The sequence below is a fragment of the Stenotrophomonas sp. GW821-FHT02D01 genome, from assembly GCF_059421765.1.
Genome location: NZ_JBWKVP010000002.1, coordinates 272,595 through 291,321 on the forward strand (window position 1 = coordinate 272,595; position 18,727 = coordinate 291,321).

Below are 18,727 nucleotides of genomic sequence, written 5' to 3' on the forward strand. Positions count from 1 at the left end.
GCCATGTCGCTGTCCGATCCCACCGCCACCCTGATGTTCGCCGAGGCTGCCGAAGCGGCCGAGGTCGTTGCCCGCCAGTTCGCCCGCAACCACGCCGTGATGGAGACGCTGGCAGCCAGCCTGCGCGCTGCGCCGCCGCCGTTCGTGGTGACCTGCGCACGTGGCAGCTCCGACCATGCCGCGACCTACGGCAAGTACCTGCTGGAAACCCAGCTGGGCCTGGTCGTCGCCTCGGCCTCGCCATCGGTGGGTTCGGTCTACGCCGCACCGCTGCAGCTGCGCGGTGCGTTGTTCATTGTCATCTCGCAGTCCGGCAAGAGCCCGGACCTGCTGCGCAACGCCGAAGCGGCCAAGGCCGCTGGCGCGCGCGTGGTGGCGCTGGTCAACGTCGAGGATTCACCGCTGGCACAACTGGCCGACACGGTCATTCCGCTGCATGCCGGCGTGGAGAAAAGCGTGGCCGCGACCAAGAGCTACCTCGCTTCGTTGTCCGCGCTGCTGCAGCTGGCGGCGTACTGGAAGCAGGACAGCGCGCTGCGCAATGCACTGGACCTGCTGCCCGATGCGATGCGCGAGGCCTGGCAGTGCGACTGGAGCGCGGTGACCGATGGCCTGGTGGAGGCCAACAACCTGTTCGTGCTCGGCCGTGGCCTCGGCCTTGGTGCGGCGCAGGAAGCTGCGCTGAAGTTCAAGGAAACCTGCAGCCTGCATGCCGAGGCCTACAGCTCGGCCGAGGTAAAGCATGGTCCGATGGCGCTGGTCGATCGCGGCTTCCCGGTGCTGGCCTTCGCCCAGCCCGATGAAACCGGCGCCGGCACCCGTGCCGTGGCTGAAGAATTCACCGCACGTGGTGCCCAGGTGTGGCTGGCCGGCGCCGGCGGCAATCTGCCGGTCGCTGCCGCGCCGCATCCGCTGTGCGCGCCGCTGCTGACGGTGCAGAGCTTCTACCGCGCGATCAATGCACTGGCGCTGCGCCGTGGCTTCAACCCGGATCTGCCGCCGCATCTGAACAAGGTGACGGAGACGGTGTGATGGCAACCGTCCTGCGCAATGCCCGCATTCTTGCCGGCGATGAGTTCCGCAATGATCTTGCGGTGGTTATCGAAGACGGCCACATCAGCGCGCTGCTGCCCGACGCGGCGCCGCAGCTGGGTACGGCCGACGAGCAGGTGGATCTGGGCGGTGGCTGGCTGCTGCCGGGCTTCATCGATGTACAGGTCAATGGCGGTGGCGGCGCGCTGTTCAACAACACGCCCGACGTCGAGTCGCTGCGCACGATTGCCCGTGCGCATCGCCGCTTCGGCACCACGGCGATGCTGCCGACCCTCATCAGTGACGACGTGGTCGTGATGCGCGAGGCGATCGGCGCGATGCGCCAGGCCATTGCGCAGGGTGTGCCCGGCGTGATCGGCATCCACCTGGAAGGCCCGTACATCGCACCGGCGCGCAAGGGCACGCACGATGCCAGCAAGTTCCGCGTGCCGGACGAGCAGGAAATCGAACTGGCGTCGTCGCTGGACAACGGCGTGACCCTGCTGACCCTGGCGCCCGAGCGCGTGCCGCTGGAGACCATCCGCGCGCTGGTCGAGCGTGGTGTGATCGTCGCCGCTGGCCACACAGCCGGTACCTATGAAGAGATCCGTGCCGGCCTCGATGCCGGCATTCGTGGCTTCACCCATCTGTACAACGCGATGTCGCCGCTGCAGGGCCGCGAGCCCGGCGCGGTCGGCGCGGCGCTGGAAGATCGCGACAGCTGGATCGGCATCATCGTCGATGGCGTGCACGTGCATCCGGCCAGCCTGCGGGTAGCGCTGGCGGCCAAGCCGCGTGGCCGCCTGCTGCTGGTGACCGATGCGATGCCGCCGGTCGGTGCCGACGATCCGAGCTACGTGCTGTATGGCGAAACCATCACTGCCATCGACGGCGTGGTGCGCAACGCGGCCGGCTCGCTGGCCGGTTCGGCGCTGGACATGGCCACTGCCGTGCGCAACACCGTGCAGTTGCTGCGCCAGCCGCTGGCCGAAGCCGCGCGCATGGCCTCGACCTATCCGGCGCAGTTCCTCAATGTCGATGATCGCCTGGGTTACATCGCCGAGGGCTACCAGGCCGACCTGGTGCTGCTGGACGACGCGCTGCAGGTGCGTGGTACGTGGATCGCCGGCCAGTACGAGGCGGCCTGACGATGAGCAGCGCGCCGCCACGCCGGTTGGGTTCGATCGACGCCCTGCGCGGCATGACCGTGGCGGCGATGCTGCTGGTCAACAACCCAGGTGACTGGAGTGCGGTGTTCGCACCGCTGCGTCATTCCGAATGGCACGGCTGCACGCCGACCGACCTGGTGTTCCCGTTCTTCCTGTTCTTGGTAGGCGTGTCGATGGCCTTCAGCGTTGCACCGCGCGCGCTGGATGCGGCCGCACGGCCAGCACTTGCACGTGGCGTGCTGGAACGCGCACTGCGCATCGCCGTTGCCGGTGTGCTGCTGCACCTGCTGGTGTGGTGGGCACTGCACACGCACCATTTCCGCATCTGGGGCGTGCTGCAGCGCATTGCGCTGTGCGCGGCCATGGTGGGCGTGCTGGCGGTGTATGCGCGCCCGCGCGTGCAGGCGGCCGCGCTGGTGGCGCTGCTGGTGGGCTACACCGCGCTGCTGCTGGGCGTGGGTGACCTGGCGGCGTGGACCAACCCGGCCAGTCGCCTGGATACCACCTTGTTCGCGCCATGGATCTACCAATGGCAGGCCGATACCGGTCTGGGCCATGACCCGGAAGGATTGCTGAGCAGTCTGGGCGCATTGGCCAGCACCGTGCTGGGCCTGCTGGCAGGTGGCCTGCTGCGCAGTGGCCGCGCCGGTGCATTGGCCGCGCTGGGTGCGGTCACCGCCGTGCTTGGCCTGCTGCTGGCAACCGTACTGCCGCTCAACAAGCAGCTGTGGACGCCCAGCTACGTGCTGTGGACCGGTGGCCTGGCCGCGCTGGCATTGTGGCTGGGCCACCTGCTGATCGACCGCAAGGGATGGCCGGCACTGGGCCGGCGCTTCGGCGTCAATGCCATCACCGCCTACCTGGGTGCCTCGGTGATGTCGGTGATCCTGTTGGCCACCGGCGCCTGGGGTTGGGTCTGGCAACAGTTGGCCGCAGCGATGCCACAGGCGCTGGAGCTGGGCTCGATGCTGCAGGCGCTGGCGTTCGTCGCGCTGTGGTGGGGCGTGGCGTGGTGGTTGGACCGACGTCGCATTTATCTGAAGATCTGAGCGCGGCAAAGATCGTGGAGAACGGGCCATCCACGCATGGCTTGGATCTACTGGGCATGGCCCATCCGGGTGTTGTGTGGCGCCATGGTTCATCCACGTGTGGCGCGGATCCATGGCCCATCCATGCGTGGCATGCCTGCTGTAGATCCACGCCATGCGTGGATATTCCATTCCGGGCGATGGGAAATGAATCGGTTCATCGACATGCGGGCTGCGTGATTACTTCCCGGTTTCACAACGAAAGCGTGACCGACTGCCGATAAGTTCACCTATCGAAACCATTCATGGCAGGGCAGACTGCATCAGCAGTGTCGTACAGAGCATCCGCAGTTCCTGATCCCCCGACCCAGGAGTGCTGTATGTCCCATGTCGTCCCGCGCGGGTTCCGCCAGCGCCGTCTGACCGTTTCCCTGCTGCAGATCCTGGCGATGCCCTCGCTGCTCGCCCTGTCCGCCCCTGCCGCCTGGGCAGGGTGCGATGCAACGGCTCCCGTCGCCGGGCAGACCGTCACCTGCAGCAGCACCGCCCCCAATCCCGAGACAGCAGCCATCAATGCCAGTGGCGCTGCAGGCATCACCGTGAGTGTTGGCAATGGCGCGCAGCTGCAACAGACCGGCGCGGGTAGCGCCATCTCCCTGCTCGGCGCGGGCGGGCACGTGCTCACCAATCTCGGCGCCATCAGCTCGGCGAGCGGTACCGCGGTACAGCTTGGCGGTGGCAGCCGCGTCGACAACACCGGCAGCATCAGTTCCGGCAGCGGTATCGCACTGCAGTTCAGCGGTGCCGGCGACAGCGAGCTGGTCAACCGCGGCACCATCAGTGGCAGCAGCGGCGTGCAGTTCGGTGCCGGCAATGATCGTCTGCAGATGCTGGCCGGCAGCATCAGCGGCGGCGTGCAGCAGGGCGATGGCAACGACGTGCTGCTGCTCAGCGGCGGCACCATCGACAGCCTCGACCAGGGCAATGGCGATGACCAGCTGACCATCAACGCCGGCACCATCACCGGGCTGGTGACGCAGGGCAGTGGCCGCGATGATTTCGTCATGACCGGCGGCACCATCGGCGCCCTGCAGCAGGGCGACAACATCGACACCTTCCGCATGAGCGGTGGCCGCATCGTCGGCGCGTTCGAAGATGGCGACCAGGCGTGGATGACCGGTGGTCGTATCGGCCGAGTCAACATGAAACTGGACAAGAACCTGTGGGACATGTCCGGCGGCACCGTCGACGGCAACGTGGTCACCGGCTTCGACACCGACACCATCATCATCTCCAACGACGCCTACATCGGCGGCAACATCAGCGTCAGTGGCGGTGCCGACAGCGTCACCATCACCGGTGGCACGGTGCGTGGCCAGGTGCTGCTGAGCACCGGCAACGACACCTTCAACTGGAATGGCGGCGGCATTGTCTACGGCGCCATCGACATGGGCCCCGACGATGACGTCGCGACCCTGGGCAATCTCAACCAGGCCAACCTCGGCGCTGTACCGCTGTTCGATGGTGGCACCGGCACCGATCGCCTCAGCTTCAACAACGTCAAGACCGCTGGCGTCGGGCGCTTCCAGAACTGGGAAGCGATCAGCCTGGCCAGCAGCACCGAGCTCACCTTCGATGGCGACCTGGTGCTGGGCGACAGTGCCACCGGCACCGGCAGCTTGAACGTGGACGAGACCAGCACGCTGTTCGGCGGTGGCGGCAACCATGCGATCCGTCCGTTCGCGGCAGCTGCGCTGGTGAACATGGTCAACGCCGGACGCATTGATCTGACCAACAACAGCGGCGCCGGCGATGCCTTCACCATCCGTGGCAACTACCGCGGCGACGGCGGTGGCGTGTACCTGCAGACCGTGCTGGGTGCAGACGACTCAGCCAGTGACCGCCTGGTCTTTGATGGCGGCACCGCCACCGGCAGCACCGGCCTGGGCATCATCAACACCGGTGGCGGAGGAGCGGCCACGCTGGTCGACGGTATCCTGGTGGTGCAGGCGCTGAACGGCGCAACCACCGCGCCAGGCGCGTTCTCGTTGTTCGCACCGGTCTCGGCCGGTGCCTACGAGTATTTCCTGTTCAAGGGCGGCGTCAGCGCTGGCACCGGCGAGAACTGGTATCTGCGTTCGACATTGGCGGCCGGGCCGGCCCCCGCACCGAACGGCGGCGGCGAAGTACTGCCACCGCCACCGCCACCGCCGACGCCACCGGTGGCGCCACCGCCGCCGATTCCCCCGGCACCCCCGCCGCCGCCAGAGGGTGCCACCGATCCGGACCTGACCGCAGGCGAAGCCGCACCGCCGCCACCGCCGCCGGAACCTGCGCCCGTAGCGCCGCCCAGCGATCCACCCGTGCCAGACGTGCCGGTGGCCGGTGGCAGCCTGCCCGGTACCGGTTCGCCGCCGCCCACTGCGGGGGCAAGACCTGCCGCACCGGACGAGAACGGCCTGGTGCCGCTGTACCGCCTGGAGACTGCGGCCTACGCCGTGGTACCACCGCTGCTGCGCGAGACCTCGCTGGCCAGCTTGGGGACCTTCCATGAGCGCCAAGGCGAACAGCGCCTGCTGTACAACCAGGGCGCCTTCCGCACAGCATGGGGACGGCTGGTGGGGCAGAGCAGCGAGATCCACTGGAAAGGCGATGCACGGCCCGGCTTCGATGGTGACGTGATGGGCGTGCAGGCAGGCTTGGATGTGTGGGCCGCCAGCGGTGACAGCCACCGCAACCAGATCGGCGTGTTCGTCGGCCGTACCCGCGCCGATGGCAGGATCACCGGCCTGGCCGTCGGCTGGGACAACGTGTTGGTCGGCCAGAGCCGGTTGGACGACAAACACGTGGGCCTGTACTGGACGTTGACCGACAGCAGCGGCGGCTACATCGACGCAGTGGCGATGCAGAGCCGCTACGACGGCCGCACGCGCTCCTCGCGCGGGCTGGGCATCGACCTCAAGGGCGATGGCACCACGCTCTCGCTGGAAGCGGGCAAGCCACTGCTGCAGTTCGGGCAGTCATCGTGGTGGCTGGAGCCGCAGCTGCAGGTGATCTGGCAGCGCAGTTCACTGGATGACCAGCGTGATCTGGTGTCCACCGTTTCCTTCGATAACGACAACGCCTGGACCGGCCGCGTCGGCCTGCGCCTGGCGGGCGATTACCAGTTGGCCGACAACGGCTGGCAGCCGTACTTCAAGTTGAATTACTGGCATGGCCGTTCGGGAGAGGACCGCATCCTGTTCGACAGCGACGCGATCATCAATTCGCAGCGCTCGCGCGCACTGGAAGCCGGTGTCGGCGTGGTCGGACGTTTCAACCGCACGATCAGCGCGTATGCCGTGGCCGACTACACCCGCGAGGTTGGTGGCAGCGACAACGGCAAGCGCCGCATCATCGAAGGCAACATCGGCCTGCGCGCGGATTGGTAGCGCCCTTCGCTTTGGCCGCTTTGGTGGGTGCCGACCTAGGTCGGCACGAATCCCACCGGCGTCATGACCCGCTCTGGTAGGTGTCGACCTCGGTCGACACGCCTTGCCACCAGTCAAGCAATCCCAACGCCGCCACATCACAACGGCGAACGCCCCAGCAACGCGCCCGCGTGTTCGGCCAGCAGCTGTACCGCATGCAGTAGCCCTTCCTCGGTCTGTGGCGGGCACTGCGCCTCCGCGTCGTCCAGTTCACGCGCCGCCTGCGTCGCCAGCAGCACACCCCCCAGCGCCGACAACGCCAGCAGGCAGCGCGTGGTGCAGGCCAGATCGCGCGCACGCGCCGGCGTGATGCGCAGCTCCGTCCACGGCTCGCCGTCAGCGGCGTGGCAGCGCGTGACCTCGCGCAGCCGCTTGAAGAAGGCGGGCGTGGGAGCAGCTTCATCGGCTTCGGTCAGCGCGTCTTCCAGCGCCTCGGCGGTGGCGTTGGGCAGCTGCAGGTCGGGCATGGCATCGCCCAGCAATGTGTGCAGGCGCGGATAGGTGGGGTAGAGCGTGGTCATGGCAACAACCTCACAGGGCTGGGCCACCTGCGGAATGCAAGGTGGCGGGCGGTGCGGGTTGGCGTGCCGGTCAAAATCCAAGCGAAAAAGCCGACGGATCGCGAGGATCCCCACGCACCGCCCACCATGGGCGAGCAGGTGCATTGTCGTGATTGCCGTTGAAGCGGCAACGCGATCGCTTGAATGTTTGATTCAGGACGCCAATCCCGGCCAGCGCAGGTGGCGCTGGCACAGTGACCTTCGCGCGTTTGCCATCGTGTCGACATGGGCAAAGTTGTAAATCGCAGTCCGATCCAGATGTGCCTGATGCGACACGCCGCGCGGCGGCCAAGGCGCTATGCTTCGCCTTTATTCAACGACAGGGAGATGTCGATGCGGAACAGCAAAGGATTGCCGGGACGTGCCCTTCTCATCGCCGCGCTGCTGGCAACGACCGCTGCCACTGCGGCCGACGCCATCGAGATTCCATCACCCGCCGCACAGGCACAGCTGCTGGACATGCTTGAACGCGAGGCGCTGTACCGAGGCAGGGTCGATTGGCCTGCCATGCGCACGCGGCTGAAGGATGCGCAGGGCGATCCGGCCAAGGTCCGGACCGTCCTGGCCGAGGCCATTGGTCGCAGTTCAGGCGGTCACGGCAGCTGGATGACCCCGCAACGACAGCAGCAACGTGTGGAGCGTTTCGCCCGCGAAAACGCCACCGCCGCTGCCCGCAGCGAAAGCGACGCCACTCGCGCACGTGACCCGCGTATCGGCCAAGTGTTGATCGAGGGCTATGCGGCAGACCCCGGTGCGCCGCCGCAGCAGCTGCAGCAACAGAACATCCAGCGTGCGGTGCGTTGGCAGAACATCATCCGTGAAAAGGACAGCACGCCTCGCTGTGGCTGGATCGTCGACCTGCGCGACAACACCGGCGGCAACATGTGGCCGATGCTGCTGGGCGTTGCGCCGCTGCTGCGCACTTCGGCGATGGGTATCGAGGACGTGGGCTCATTCGAGACCGCCGACGGTCCGGTACGCTGGCAGACCACTGCCAGTGGCGTGCGCATGGGCGAGGCGACGCGCCTGGATTTCGGCCAGCCCGGCTATTTGCCCCGCCAGGTTGGCGCGCCGGTGGCGGTGTTGACCGGCCCGCGCACCGCCAGTTCCGGCGAAGCGACCGTACTGGCGTTCCGAGGCCGCGCGCAGACCCGCAGTTTCGGACAGCCCACGGCCGGTGTATCGACGGCCAACGTGGTGCGCCGGCTGGTGGATGGCAGTGCGTTGGTGTTGACCACCAGCGTCATGCGCGATCGCAATGGAAATGGCGACGGGCGGAAGATCGTGCCGGACCAGGCCACCGCTGGCGATGACGCCACGGTGGCGGCGGCTGAGGCCTGGCTGCTGGCCCAGCCCGCCTGCAGGAAAGGCTGAACCATGCTGCTGATCTGCCAACACGAACGGGTGCTGATTGTCGGCCCCACCGAATCGCACCACTGCCTGTGCTGCCAGACCGAAACCGAATTCGCCCCGCAGCTGCGCTACAGGATGGCGCGCATCGACCTGCTGTTCGGCTTCGTCTACCAGCGCCGCTACGAGCTGGCCTGCACCGGCTGCGAGCACGGCTGGGTGCTGGATACGGAAAGCATGGACCAGCAGCTGGGCGGGGTACCGATCCCGTTCCGGCACCGCTTCGGCCTGCCGGTGATGCTGGTGGTAGTGGCCGGGCTGGCGGTGGCGGGGTGGATGTGGCGGATGGGACACGGTGGAGGCTGAGCAATGATGGATGATTTGCATAAGTCCCAATTTGGGACTAGGATGGGGCGGTGAGAGTTTTCGCGCTGGCTACGCTCAGGCGTTACTGGGAAAGGTTCCCAGAGTGCGAGCAACCGCTGAAGGCCTGGCATGACGAAGTGAGGCGCGCCGCTTGGGCCAGTCCGCATGACATCCGCAGTTGCTATGCGAGTGCGAGTTTCGTCGGTAGCAGTCGCGTGGTTTTCAACATCAAAGGCAACAGCCACAGGTTGGTTGTCGACGTTACTTATCAGCGTCAGATGGTCTACATCAAGTTCATCGGCAACCATGCCGAATACGACCGGATTGACGTAGCGACCGTGGAGGAAAAATGAACATTCGTCCTGTTCGCACAGAAGTCGACTATCAGAACGCATTGCGCGAGCTGGAGGCCTATTTCGAGAACGAACCTGCGTTGGATAGCGAAGAGGGAGATCGTTTCGAGATTCTCGCCACCTTGGTGGAGGCCTACGAGGCGAAGCACTACCCGATCGAGCTGCCTGACCCGATCGAAGCGATCCGCTTCCGCATGGAGCAGGGCGGTCTGACCGTGAAGGATCTGGTGCCCTCCATTGGTCAGCTCAACCGCGTGTACGAGGTATTGAATCGCAAGCGTGGATTGACCTTGGAGATGATCCGCAATCTGCACCGAAACCTGGGCATTCCGGCGGAAAGCCTGATCGGCCGCTGAGGTCCATTCCGCTGCGGAACGAGGTGCACGTAGCCTGATGCCGGTCCTGCTAAAGTTGCAGCCAGCAACCACGTACCGGAACCGACCATGGACCACGAAACGCCGTTCGAACCCGCCAACGACCTGGAAGTGCGCCTGTTGCAGGCCCAGGATGGAACCCTCACGGCCTCGCAGTTCCTTGACGGCCTGCTGACCGCGCCGGTGTTCGTGCTGCTGGACAAGGCCATCGGTGAAGACGGCGCCTGGGACGAGAGCATTTCGCCGCTGGTGTTGACCAGCGAAAGCGGCGAGCCGATGTTTGCGGTGTTCACCGCGCCCGAGCGCGCGGAGATCTGGCACGAGCAGCTGCCGCAGTTCGCCCACGCCATGCCCATCGCGGTGCATGCACTGCTGTCGGGCATCGGCGAGGGCGTCGGCCTGGTGCTGAACCCCGGCCTGGACGTGGGCATGGAGATGATCCCCGATGCCGTGGCGCAGCTGAAAGAGCGCGCTGCGGCGATCACCCGTGGAATGGCGCACTGACAAAGCGGACGCTGTGGTTGCCGGCCAGCGGCCGGCACTACCAGGTGCATCAGCGGGCGGCGGTGATCGCCTTCACCCGCGCCTTGGCCAGCGCCTCACCAATGGCCGGGCCTTTGAGGTGTGTGGTGTCCAGGTCACGCGCCTGCACTGACAGCGCCGCCCGGTGCAGGCGCTTCAGCGTCTCGCCCTGCGGGTAGTCGCTGTCCTCGAAACCGAGCCGGCCGCGCTTGTCGGCCTCGCAGCACAGCGCGATGCGTGCCACCCGCTCCGGCCGGCGCAACGCATCGCAGCGGCCCAGCAGTTCCAGCACGGTGGCATCGCGCAGTTCGTCGATGCGATGCACGTTCAGATGCTCGCGGCAGACGGCCTCGGCCAACTGCTGGTGCTCGGTCGGAATCTTCAGGCGCGCGCACAGTGCTTTCAGCGGTTTGATGCCGCGCTGCTCGTGCATGATGTGACGCGGCCATTCCTCGGCCGGGGTCAGGCCCTTGCCGAGGTCGTGGGTCAGTGCGGCGAAGCCGACCAGGTCATCACCGGGCGCCAGCGTCGCCGCCATGTCGCTGACCATTTCCTGGTGAATGCCGGTGTCGACTTCCGGATGGAATTCCGCACGCTGCGGTACACCGTACAGCGCTTCCAGCTCTGGCAGTATCGGGCCAAGCGCGTGCGCGTCGTGCAGGGTGCGCAGGAACGCCGATGGGCGCTCGCACACCAGTGCCTTGCGCAGTTCCTGCCACACACGTTCCGGCACCAGCGCGTCGAGCTCGCCACTGGCGGCCACCTCGCGCATCAGCGCCATGGTTTCCGGCGCGACGGTAAAACCGAGCGAGGCGAAGCGGGCCATGAAGCGCGCCGCACGCAGCACGCGTAGCGGGTCTTCAACGAATGCGGGGCCGACATGGCGCAGCACGCGCTGCTCGATGTCGCGCGCGCCGCCATAGGGATCGACCAGCGCGCCGCTGTCTTCATCGCAGGCGATGGCGTTGATGGTGAAGTCGCGGCGCTGCAGGTCTTCTTCCAGCGTCACCGCCGGATCGGCATCGACCACGAAGCCGCGGTAGCCACGGCCGGATTTGCGTTCGGTGCGGGCCAGCGCGTATTCCTCGCCGGTCTTCGGGTGCAGGAAGACGGGAAAATCACGGCCGACGGCGGTGTAGCCCTGCGCTTCCATCTGCGCGGGCGTGGCGCCGACGACGACCCAGTCACGGTCGCCGGCAGGGCGCTGCAACAGGCGGTCGCGCACGGCGCCGCCGACAAGATAGATCTTCATGGGCGGATGATCGCATGCTGGGCATGGATGTACCGGTAGTGCCGGCCGCTGGCCGGCACTCGCCGGATTCCTGCAGATGCCGGCCAGCGGCCGGCACTACCGTGCTGCTATCAATCGCCGCCCTGGTCGGCGTTGGCGGCGCAGGTGAAGGCTTTGCGCTTGTCCACCAGGCGGCCCATCAGGCGGTCGCTCAGCGGCAATGCGTCGCCATTGAGTCGCCAGTCGTAGATCACGCTGAAGGCCAGCACGCGGGCGACATACTCGCGCGTTTCCTTGTAGCTGATGGTCTCGATCCACAGGTCCGGATCGAAGCCCGGGCGCTGGGTCTGCCAGCGTGCGGTCGGCGTCGGGCCCGCGTTGTAGGCGGCGATGGTCACGTAGGGCAGGCCGTCGTACTTGTTCATCAACTGCCGCAGGTACGCGGTGCCGATGGCGATGTTGGTGTCCGGGTCGTACAGGCTGTCAGCGCCGCCGTAGCCGGTCAGGCCGATGGACCTGGCCACGCCGGCGCCGGTCGCCGGCAGTACCTGCATCAGGCCCATGGCGTTGGCGGGCGAACGCGCGCGCGGGGTGAAGGTGCTCTCGGCGCGGATCTCGGCGGCCACCCAGGCCGGGTCGATGGCATTACGTGCCGATTCACGGCGGATCGTGGCGTCGTGGTGCAGCGGGAAGCGCAGGTCGTAAAGGCGTTGCTCCTGCGGCTGCTTGCCGAGCGCGAACACCGCGCGGTCGAACCAACCGTTCTCCTGCGCCACGCGCACGGCGAGGCGACGCTGGGTGTCATCGAAGCGCGACAGCGCATTGTTCCATTCGGCCACCGCCCAACCGGCGCGGTCGATCTGGTACAGCGCCATCGCCCGCTGGATGGCCGGATCGCGGGCCACTGCGGCCTGCGCCTGTGCGCTGTCGTTGGGCCTCCACGGGCACAGCGTGTAGGGCTGTTGCAGCTTGTCCGCGGCCAGGAAGCCATGGAAGGTTGGTGCGCGCGCGGCTTCGCGGAACAGCGGCTGCGCCTGCTGTGCCTGGCCGGTCTTTTCCAGCATGCGGCCTTCAAAATAGCGCCAGCGCGAATCGTTGCGCTGGGTCGGGCCCATCTTGCGGATCGCCGCCAGCGTCGCCGGCCAATCGCCGCGCGACATCGCTTCGCGCGCGCGCCATTCGTGCAGGCGTTCGTCATAGGCCGCATCGGGCACGGCATTCAAACGGCGAGCCGAGTCGGGCAGGTAGGACGCCACCGTCCACAGGGCGATCTGGTAACGCACCTGGCCCTGCTGTTCGGCGCTCAGGCCCAGCGCCTGCGCGTACTGCGGCAGCTGCTGTTCGGTAGCATCCGGGTCGGCCTTGGCCAGCTTGGCCAGGCCGTCGGTGGCGATGCGCCGGCTGCGCTCGTTGCGCGGCCAGTTCAGGGCGCTGGCATTGGGCTTGTCGACGAAGGCGGCGTAGGTGTTGGCCAAGGCCAGGTCACTGGCCGGCAGGCCGCGCGCGGCCGAACGCATCACCGCCGGCTGCTGTGCATCGGCAGCGGCATCGATGCGTTCCCAGCGCAGCGCATCGCTCATGCCACCCTGCGCTTGCAGCACGGCGAACACGGCGTCGCAGGCATCGGGCAACGACTTGCCGTTCTTGCGCCACAGATCCTGGGCTTCACCGATCCACTGCGGGTCCAGCTTGCCGGTGGCCTGGCGCGCTGTCAGCTGCGCACAGCGCAGGCCGAGGTTGTCGGTGGGAGCCCAGTTGGCCAGCAGCGTCGGCCAGTCCTGGCGGCGCGCGACAGAGGGCAGCCAGGCGCTGCGGAAGCTGTTGGCCACGGCCTGGCCCTGGTAGCGCTTGAGGAAGGCCTGTGCCTGCGCCGTATCGACGGTGTCGATGTTGCGCCGCAGGTTGGCGAACTCCAGCCAGCCATACGCGGGATGGCGGCTGAGCGCGGCGGCCTGGCCGGGATCGAACTGGCCACGTTCGGCGGCGGCGATGGCGGCCTTCAGCTGGGCGTTCTGGGCATCGAGGGACTGGGCACTCGCGCAGCCGATCAGCAGCGTGGTGGCCAGCGGGAGCAGGGACAGGGCGGTCGAAGATCGTCGGGTCATGACGACCAGCATAGCGGGCAGTGGCTGAATTCAGTTTCGCATTGTGTACACGGCCGAAGACGGCAACGACAGCTGAATGATGGTGGGATCCGCACTGCCGCGAAGGCGGTTGTCCGGCGTAGGTTTGGGCTGGGGCGACCGGCCCTGCTGCAGGGAGCGGCACATGGCATTCAGTAGCGCAGGAAGAAGCGGCCCACTGGCGGACATCAACGTCACGCCACTGGTGGATGTAATGCTGGTGTTGTTGATCATCTTCATCGTGACCGCGCCGATGTTGTCGCGGCCGATCAACGTGCAGTTGCCGCAGGCCACCGATCGCGTGGTGGATCGCCCCGAACCGCCGCCGCCGATCGAGCTGCGCCTCGATGCGTCCAGCCAGTTGAGCTGGGACGGACAGCCGATGGCCATCAGCGATCTGCAGTCGCGCCTGCAGGCGCAGGCCAGCGAGCATGCCGGGAACCTGCCGGAGCTGCGCATCAGCACCGATCCGTCGGCCCAGTATGACGGCATGGCCAAGATCCTGGCCGCCGCCGAAGCCACCGGCATGCAACGCATCGCGTTCGTGCAGTGAGCGGATCACCGGTGCGGCCTTCCTGAGGGAGGGCCGCACCTGGCCAGCAGGCGCTCACAAGGGCGCCGATGATGATCACAGCCTTCGGTGAATACGTAGGCAATTGGCGTTATCTGCTTTCAGAATCGTCAAATTCGCGTGAAAGAGTGTCGGGCATCACGCCGCGATGTTTACCGCTTGTTTACAAAGGAGACGCTGCCGCCATGCAGGGGGGAGCGCGGCAGTCCATGTCCCGACATTCCTTTGGAGAGAGAGCGAATGAATTACCTGCATCACCGCCCCTTGGCGGTTGCCGTCGCGCTGTGCGTGACCGCACTGGCCCCGTTGGGGGCTGCTGCCCAATCGGCCACCACCGACCTGGATCGCGTCGAAGTCACAGGTACCCGCATCAAGCGCGCTGAAGTGGAAGGCCAAGTGCCGGTCCAGACGCTCAACCGCGCCGACATCGAACGCACCGGCCTGACCTCGATCGGTGAAGTGCTGCAACAGCTCACCGGCTCGGGCTCGGCGCTCAATGCCAAGTTCAATTCGTCGGGCAACTTCGGTTTCCCACCCGACGGCAGCGGCGTCGGCGCGGGTTCGGCGCAGGTGGACCTTCGCCATCTCGGTGCCAAGCGTGTACTGGTGCTGATCGATGGCATCCGCTGGGTCAATGAATCCTCGGCCTCGGGCGTGGGCTCGGCCACCGACCTCAACACCATCCCGCTGGCGATCGTTGAGCGCATCGAAGTGCTGGAAGACGGCGCATCGTCGCTGTACGGCTCCGATGCCATCGCAGGTGTGGTCAACATCATCACCCGCCGCGATTTCGATGGCGGCCAGGTGACGATGAACTACGGCCAGTATGGCAAGGGCGATGGCACGCAGAAGGGCGTGGACCTGGCCTGGGGCAAGAGCGGCGACCGTTACAGCCTGTTCCTGGGGGCAAGCTGGACCAAGCAGGACCCGGTGTATGCGAAGGACCGCGAGCAGTCGCGCTTCCCGATTCCCGGCACCGGCCTGGCCTTCGGCAGCGGCGGCATTCCGCAGGGGCGCTTCGCCTTCGTCGATCCCAACACCGGTGCCGAACAGGACATCGTGCCCAACACCGGCGTGAGCAGCCCGCGTTACGACGGCAGCGCCGGCTGCAACCGCACCGACGACTACCACTGCTTCACCAGCGCCGACCGCTTCAACTTCGCCGAATACAACATGGTGCTGACACCGTCGGAGCGTAAGGGCCTGTTCGGCCAGTTCCGGTTCGACATCACCGACAACGTGCAGTGGTACGTCAAGGCACTGGGCAACCGCCGCGAGTCGACCAACCAGGCCGGCCCGGAACCGCTGTTCTTCGGCCCTGACGGTGCCACCGGCAATCCGCTGGCCGACAACATCGTGGTCTCGGCACTGAACCCGTACAACCCGTTCGGCTTCGACCTGGTGTCGTCGGGCAACATGAGCCTGATCGGCCGCCGTCCGGTGGAAGGCGGCGCGCGCGTATTCGAACAGCAGGTGGACACCACGTACTTCGCCACCGGTCTGGTCGGCAACTTCCAGGCCGCTGACCGCAGCTGGTACTGGGACGTCAACGGCATGTACAGCAAGAACAAGGCCGAGCAGACCAACTACGGCAGCTACAACATCTACAACGTCAACATGGCGCTGGGCGATCCTGCGGTGTGCGCGGCCACGCCGGGCTGCGTACCGCTGAACATTTTCGGTGGCGCCGGTTCGATCACCCCGGACATGCTGCGCTGGATCCAGCCGGTGGTGCGCGACCGCAGCCAGAACGAGCTGAGCCTGTTCACCGCCAACCTGTCCAGCGATCTGTTCACCCTGCCGGCCGGCCCGGTGTCCTTCGCCACCGGCCTCGAACACCGCAAGTACAAAGGTTCGTACCAGCCTGACCCGCTGACGGTGATCGGCCACTACAACGGCGTACCGTCGCAGCCGACGTCCGGCTCCTACGACGTCAACGAAGCGTACCTGGAGCTGAGCGTGCCGATCTTCGCCGACTCGGCACTGGGCAAGAAGCTGGACCTGAGCCTGGCTGGCCGCTACTCGGATTACTCCACCTTCGGTGGCGAGTTCACGCCCAAGTACGGCCTGCGCTGGCAGGTGACCGATGACTTCGTGCTGCGTACCACCTATGCCGAAGGCTTCCGCGCACCGTCGATCGGTGAGCTGTACGGCTCGGCCGCGCGCGCCGATCTGCAGTTGTTCGATCCCTGCTCGGTGGGCCTGGGTGGCACACCGCCGCGTGGCAGTGCGGCCAACTGCGCATCGCTGGGCGTGCCGACCGGCTTCCAGCAGGCCAACTCGCAGATCTCGGTGACCACCGGCGGCAACCGCGAGTTGGAGCCGGAGCAGTCGCGCAGCTTCAGTGCCGGTTTCGTGTGGAGCCCCTGGTTCGGCAACGATGCATCGTGGTCGGAGCGCTTCGACGTGGAAGTGACGTTCTACCGCCACAACATCGATGGCGCGATTCAGGCGATCAACGCGCAGACCCAGCTGGACCTGTGCGTGGATACCCTGGACCCGATCTACTGCGACGGCATTACCCGCGCCAGCACCGGTGCGGTCAGCAGCTTCAACAACCGCCTGACCAACCTGGGTTCGATCAAGACCGACGGCTGGGATGTGGACCTGTTCTGGACCCTGCCGCAGAGCTCGATCGGGCAGTTCAAGCTGGGCTGGAAGAACACCTTCGTCGGTCGCTATGAGGCCACCGGTGCGGCCGGCCAGCGGCAGCCACAGAAGCCCGGCGTGGAAGTGGCTGACAGTTCGATTCCGGAATGGACCAGCAACGCCAGCATCGGCTGGACGCTGGACAACTGGAGCGCCAACTGGACGGTACGCCACATTTCCGAACTGACCGAAGACTGCGGTGACGCCGTGGCGTTCCCGGTGTGCAGCAACCAGGCCGCCGGTACCAACACGCTGTCGGCCACCACGTTCCATGATGCGCAGGTGGGCTACAAGATCGACTGGATGAAGGGGCTGCAGCTGACGGCCGGTTTGAACAACGTGTTCGACAAGGATCCGCCGATCTGCCTGTCATGCTCGTTGAACGGCTATGACGCCTCGACCTACGACATTCCGCGTGGCCGTTACTGGTACCTGCGCGCGGACCTGCGTTTCTGATGTGAGGACGGCGGCGCCGGAGTGATTCCGGCGCTGCTGTTGCTGTGGCAGCGCCGGGCCATGCCCGGCGTCATCGAGGCTGCGCCTGCGTGGTTCAGTGCCTGGCGCCTGTTCCAGGGAAACTGACAACGAGTGATGTGCCGCCCTCGGCCGGTGCATAGTGGACCGCCGCGGCGATGGTTCTGTCGCAGCCCTTGAACGACCAGCGCTCCTCGATACGGCGCTGCGAGCCGCTGCCACCATCGCTGACCACTTCGGTCTGGATGCTCTGCAGTGCGGTGCATTCGAGCAGGATGGCCGCACCGGAAGAGGCCTGCTTGAAGATGTCGGCGCGCAGCACGGGGCTGGTCAACGTCGGCCCCTGCATCTCGAGTGGCACATTGAAGCGGATGCCGTTGAGTGCCTGCCGGCAGGCTGTTCGTGGATCAGCGGCCAGCTCCGCTTCCGTCTGTTTGGCGGACTGCTCGCGAACGCGGCTGCGCTGGGTGGCGATGTCTTCGCCCAGTTGCGGGTAGAGTTTCAGTGCGGCGTCGCTGCCGCGCTGGGTGGCGGCGGCGTTGTCGTGGCGCCATTGCTGTGCAGCCGATTGCATCTGCCTGCCCAGCTCAGGCGAATGCTGCAGGCATTGCCCGGTCATGTAGTCGATTTGTTCGGACTGGAAGAAGGTCTTCAGGTCCTGCCGGTGGGGAGCGACTGCGGCGGCATCCACCGCATGAGCGGAAAAACCGCTCATGCCCGCCATTGTCATCGCCACTGAAACATAAATGCGCAGTTTCATCGTGCAGATCTCCTGTTGAACGTCAGTGTCGGCCAGGCCCAGGTGCGCGCAGCGCTGGCTCAGGGTAGTCAGTCCAGACGCTGGTCGATGGCGCTGCCGAGCTGGCGGATGTAACTGTCCAGCTTTTCCTTTTCGAGGGCCTGGCTGGTCGAGGCCGAAATGGCAATGGCGCTGCCGCCGGTCTCGGTGGCATAGACAACGACGAACAGTTCCGCGCCCCAGCTGAAGGCGCTGGTGGGTGTCTTTGCCTGCAGATAGGCGGTTGGCTTCAGGCCGGCCTGAGCGGACTTGCTCCAGGCAAGCTGGTCGTCGGTTTCGCCACCGAGGTGGTTGTTGCTCTGGAAGCCGTGGTCGCCTTTCGGCCTTTCCGTGCCGCTGTAAAGCAGCTTCCACTTCTGTTCGGCAATGGCTGCCTTCGCGGCTGCCGCGGCGCTGTCCGGGCCGGACTGGAACTCCAGTCGCGATGCCGCGCCCGTTTCAGCCGATGACACGGTCCTGGGCTTCAGGGTTTCACAGCCACTCACTGTCAGTACGGCAACGATCAGAATCCACTTCTTCATCGCTCACTCCCTGCCTGGTCGAGTTCGACTTCCCTGGGGCCGGCGCGATCCTGCAGCCGGCTGGCAGCAAGCTTAAGAGCTTCGGTGTTGCCGCGATAGTGCTCGTCCGCGCAAACGGGGAGGGGCAAGGGAAGG

The 18,727-nt window shown here is 66.3% G+C and carries 16 protein-coding genes; 11 read left to right on the plus strand and 5 right to left on the minus strand.

Features of this window, described 5'->3' with window-relative positions; translation table 11 throughout:
• Positions 1 to 3: 3 nt before the first annotated feature.
• The 4 genes from AC07UW_RS06130 to AC07UW_RS06145 all read left to right on the plus strand — a co-directional run bounded on the left by AC07UW_RS06130 (position 4) and on the right by AC07UW_RS06145 (position 6,660).
• Positions 4 to 1,032 carry an SIS domain-containing protein gene (locus tag AC07UW_RS06130; protein WP_317220827.1) on the plus strand — a complete coding sequence of 343 codons (1,029 nt, stop codon included), beginning with the start codon at positions 4 to 6 and terminating at the stop codon, positions 1,030 to 1,032.
• Positions 1,032 to 2,180: an N-acetylglucosamine-6-phosphate deacetylase gene (nagA, locus tag AC07UW_RS06135; RefSeq protein WP_495211637.1), complete on the plus strand. Its 1,149-nt coding sequence runs from the start codon at positions 1,032 to 1,034 to the stop codon at positions 2,178 to 2,180. Before AC07UW_RS06130 ends, nagA begins: the two co-directional genes overlap by 1 nt.
• Positions 2,181 to 2,182: 2 nt before the next feature.
• Complete coding sequence (locus AC07UW_RS06140; protein WP_495211638.1) at positions 2,183 to 3,250, plus strand: acyltransferase family protein; 1,068 nt, start codon at positions 2,183 to 2,185, stop codon at positions 3,248 to 3,250.
• 359 nt (positions 3,251 to 3,609) lie between these two features.
• The gene (locus AC07UW_RS06145; RefSeq protein WP_495211639.1) at positions 3,610 to 6,660 is read left to right on the plus strand and encodes an autotransporter family protein; all 3,051 of its coding nucleotides are present in this window, start codon (positions 3,610 to 3,612) and stop codon (positions 6,658 to 6,660) included.
• A 137-nt stretch (positions 6,661 to 6,797) separates the two neighbouring features.
• Here AC07UW_RS06145 and AC07UW_RS06150 read toward each other — a convergent pair whose 3' ends face one another.
• Positions 6,798 to 7,220 carry a hypothetical protein gene (locus tag AC07UW_RS06150; protein WP_495211640.1) on the minus strand — a complete coding sequence of 141 codons (423 nt, stop codon included), beginning with the start codon at positions 7,218 to 7,220 and terminating at the stop codon, positions 6,798 to 6,800.
• A gap of 372 nt (positions 7,221 to 7,592) precedes the next feature.
• Here AC07UW_RS06150 and AC07UW_RS06155 point away from each other — a divergent pair, with 372 nt between their 5' ends.
• From AC07UW_RS06155 to AC07UW_RS06175, 5 genes are all read left to right on the plus strand, one after another.
• The gene (locus tag AC07UW_RS06155; RefSeq protein WP_495211641.1) at positions 7,593 to 8,633 is read left to right on the plus strand and encodes a S41 family peptidase; all 1,041 of its coding nucleotides are present in this window, start codon (positions 7,593 to 7,595) and stop codon (positions 8,631 to 8,633) included.
• Positions 8,634 to 8,636: 3 nt separating this feature from the next.
• The gene (locus AC07UW_RS06160) at positions 8,637 to 8,975 is read left to right on the plus strand and encodes a hypothetical protein (RefSeq protein ID WP_495211642.1); all 339 of its coding nucleotides are present in this window, start codon (positions 8,637 to 8,639) and stop codon (positions 8,973 to 8,975) included.
• Positions 8,976 to 9,025: 50 nt separating this feature from the next.
• Complete coding sequence (locus tag AC07UW_RS06165; RefSeq protein WP_336032178.1) at positions 9,026 to 9,328, plus strand: type II toxin-antitoxin system HigB family toxin; 303 nt, start codon at positions 9,026 to 9,028, stop codon at positions 9,326 to 9,328.
• Positions 9,325 to 9,684, plus strand: a complete 360-nt coding sequence (locus AC07UW_RS06170) for a helix-turn-helix domain-containing protein (RefSeq protein WP_033832006.1) — start codon at positions 9,325 to 9,327, stop codon at positions 9,682 to 9,684. Before AC07UW_RS06165 ends, AC07UW_RS06170 begins: the two co-directional genes overlap by 4 nt.
• 87 nt (positions 9,685 to 9,771) lie before the next feature.
• Positions 9,772 to 10,206 carry an SseB family protein gene (locus AC07UW_RS06175; RefSeq protein WP_059065110.1) on the plus strand — a complete coding sequence of 145 codons (435 nt, stop codon included), beginning with the start codon at positions 9,772 to 9,774 and terminating at the stop codon, positions 10,204 to 10,206.
• A gap of 49 nt (positions 10,207 to 10,255) precedes the next feature.
• On the opposite strand, the gene AC07UW_RS06180 is transcribed toward AC07UW_RS06175, so the two are convergent.
• On the minus strand, positions 10,256 to 11,476 hold the full coding sequence (locus AC07UW_RS06180; protein WP_492712229.1) for a multifunctional CCA addition/repair protein: 1,221 nt from the start codon (positions 11,474 to 11,476) through the stop codon (positions 10,256 to 10,258).
• A gap of 110 nt (positions 11,477 to 11,586) precedes the next feature.
• Complete coding sequence (locus tag AC07UW_RS06185; RefSeq protein ID WP_495211643.1) at positions 11,587 to 13,572, minus strand: transglycosylase SLT domain-containing protein; 1,986 nt, start codon at positions 13,570 to 13,572, stop codon at positions 11,587 to 11,589.
• A 151-nt stretch (positions 13,573 to 13,723) separates the two neighbouring features.
• Here AC07UW_RS06185 and AC07UW_RS06190 point away from each other — a divergent pair, with 151 nt between their 5' ends.
• Together AC07UW_RS06190 and AC07UW_RS06195 are read left to right on the plus strand one after the other, a co-directional pair.
• Positions 13,724 to 14,131, plus strand: a complete 408-nt coding sequence (locus tag AC07UW_RS06190; protein ID WP_495211644.1) for an ExbD/TolR family protein — start codon at positions 13,724 to 13,726, stop codon at positions 14,129 to 14,131.
• Positions 14,132 to 14,389: 258 nt separating this feature from the next.
• A complete protein-coding gene (locus AC07UW_RS06195) occupies positions 14,390 to 17,254 on the plus strand; it encodes a TonB-dependent receptor plug domain-containing protein (protein WP_495211645.1) in 2,865 nt (954 codons plus the stop codon).
• Between the two features lie 94 nt (positions 17,255 to 17,348).
• Here AC07UW_RS06195 and AC07UW_RS06200 read toward each other — a convergent pair whose 3' ends face one another.
• Together AC07UW_RS06200 and AC07UW_RS06205 are read right to left on the minus strand one after the other, a co-directional pair.
• Positions 17,349 to 18,032: a hypothetical protein gene (locus AC07UW_RS06200; RefSeq protein ID WP_495211646.1), complete on the minus strand. Its 684-nt coding sequence runs from the start codon at positions 18,030 to 18,032 to the stop codon at positions 17,349 to 17,351.
• 68 nt (positions 18,033 to 18,100) lie between these two features.
• Positions 18,101 to 18,592 carry a hypothetical protein gene (locus AC07UW_RS06205; protein ID WP_223496554.1) on the minus strand — a complete coding sequence of 164 codons (492 nt, stop codon included), beginning with the start codon at positions 18,590 to 18,592 and terminating at the stop codon, positions 18,101 to 18,103.
• Positions 18,593 to 18,727 lie beyond the last annotated feature (135 nt).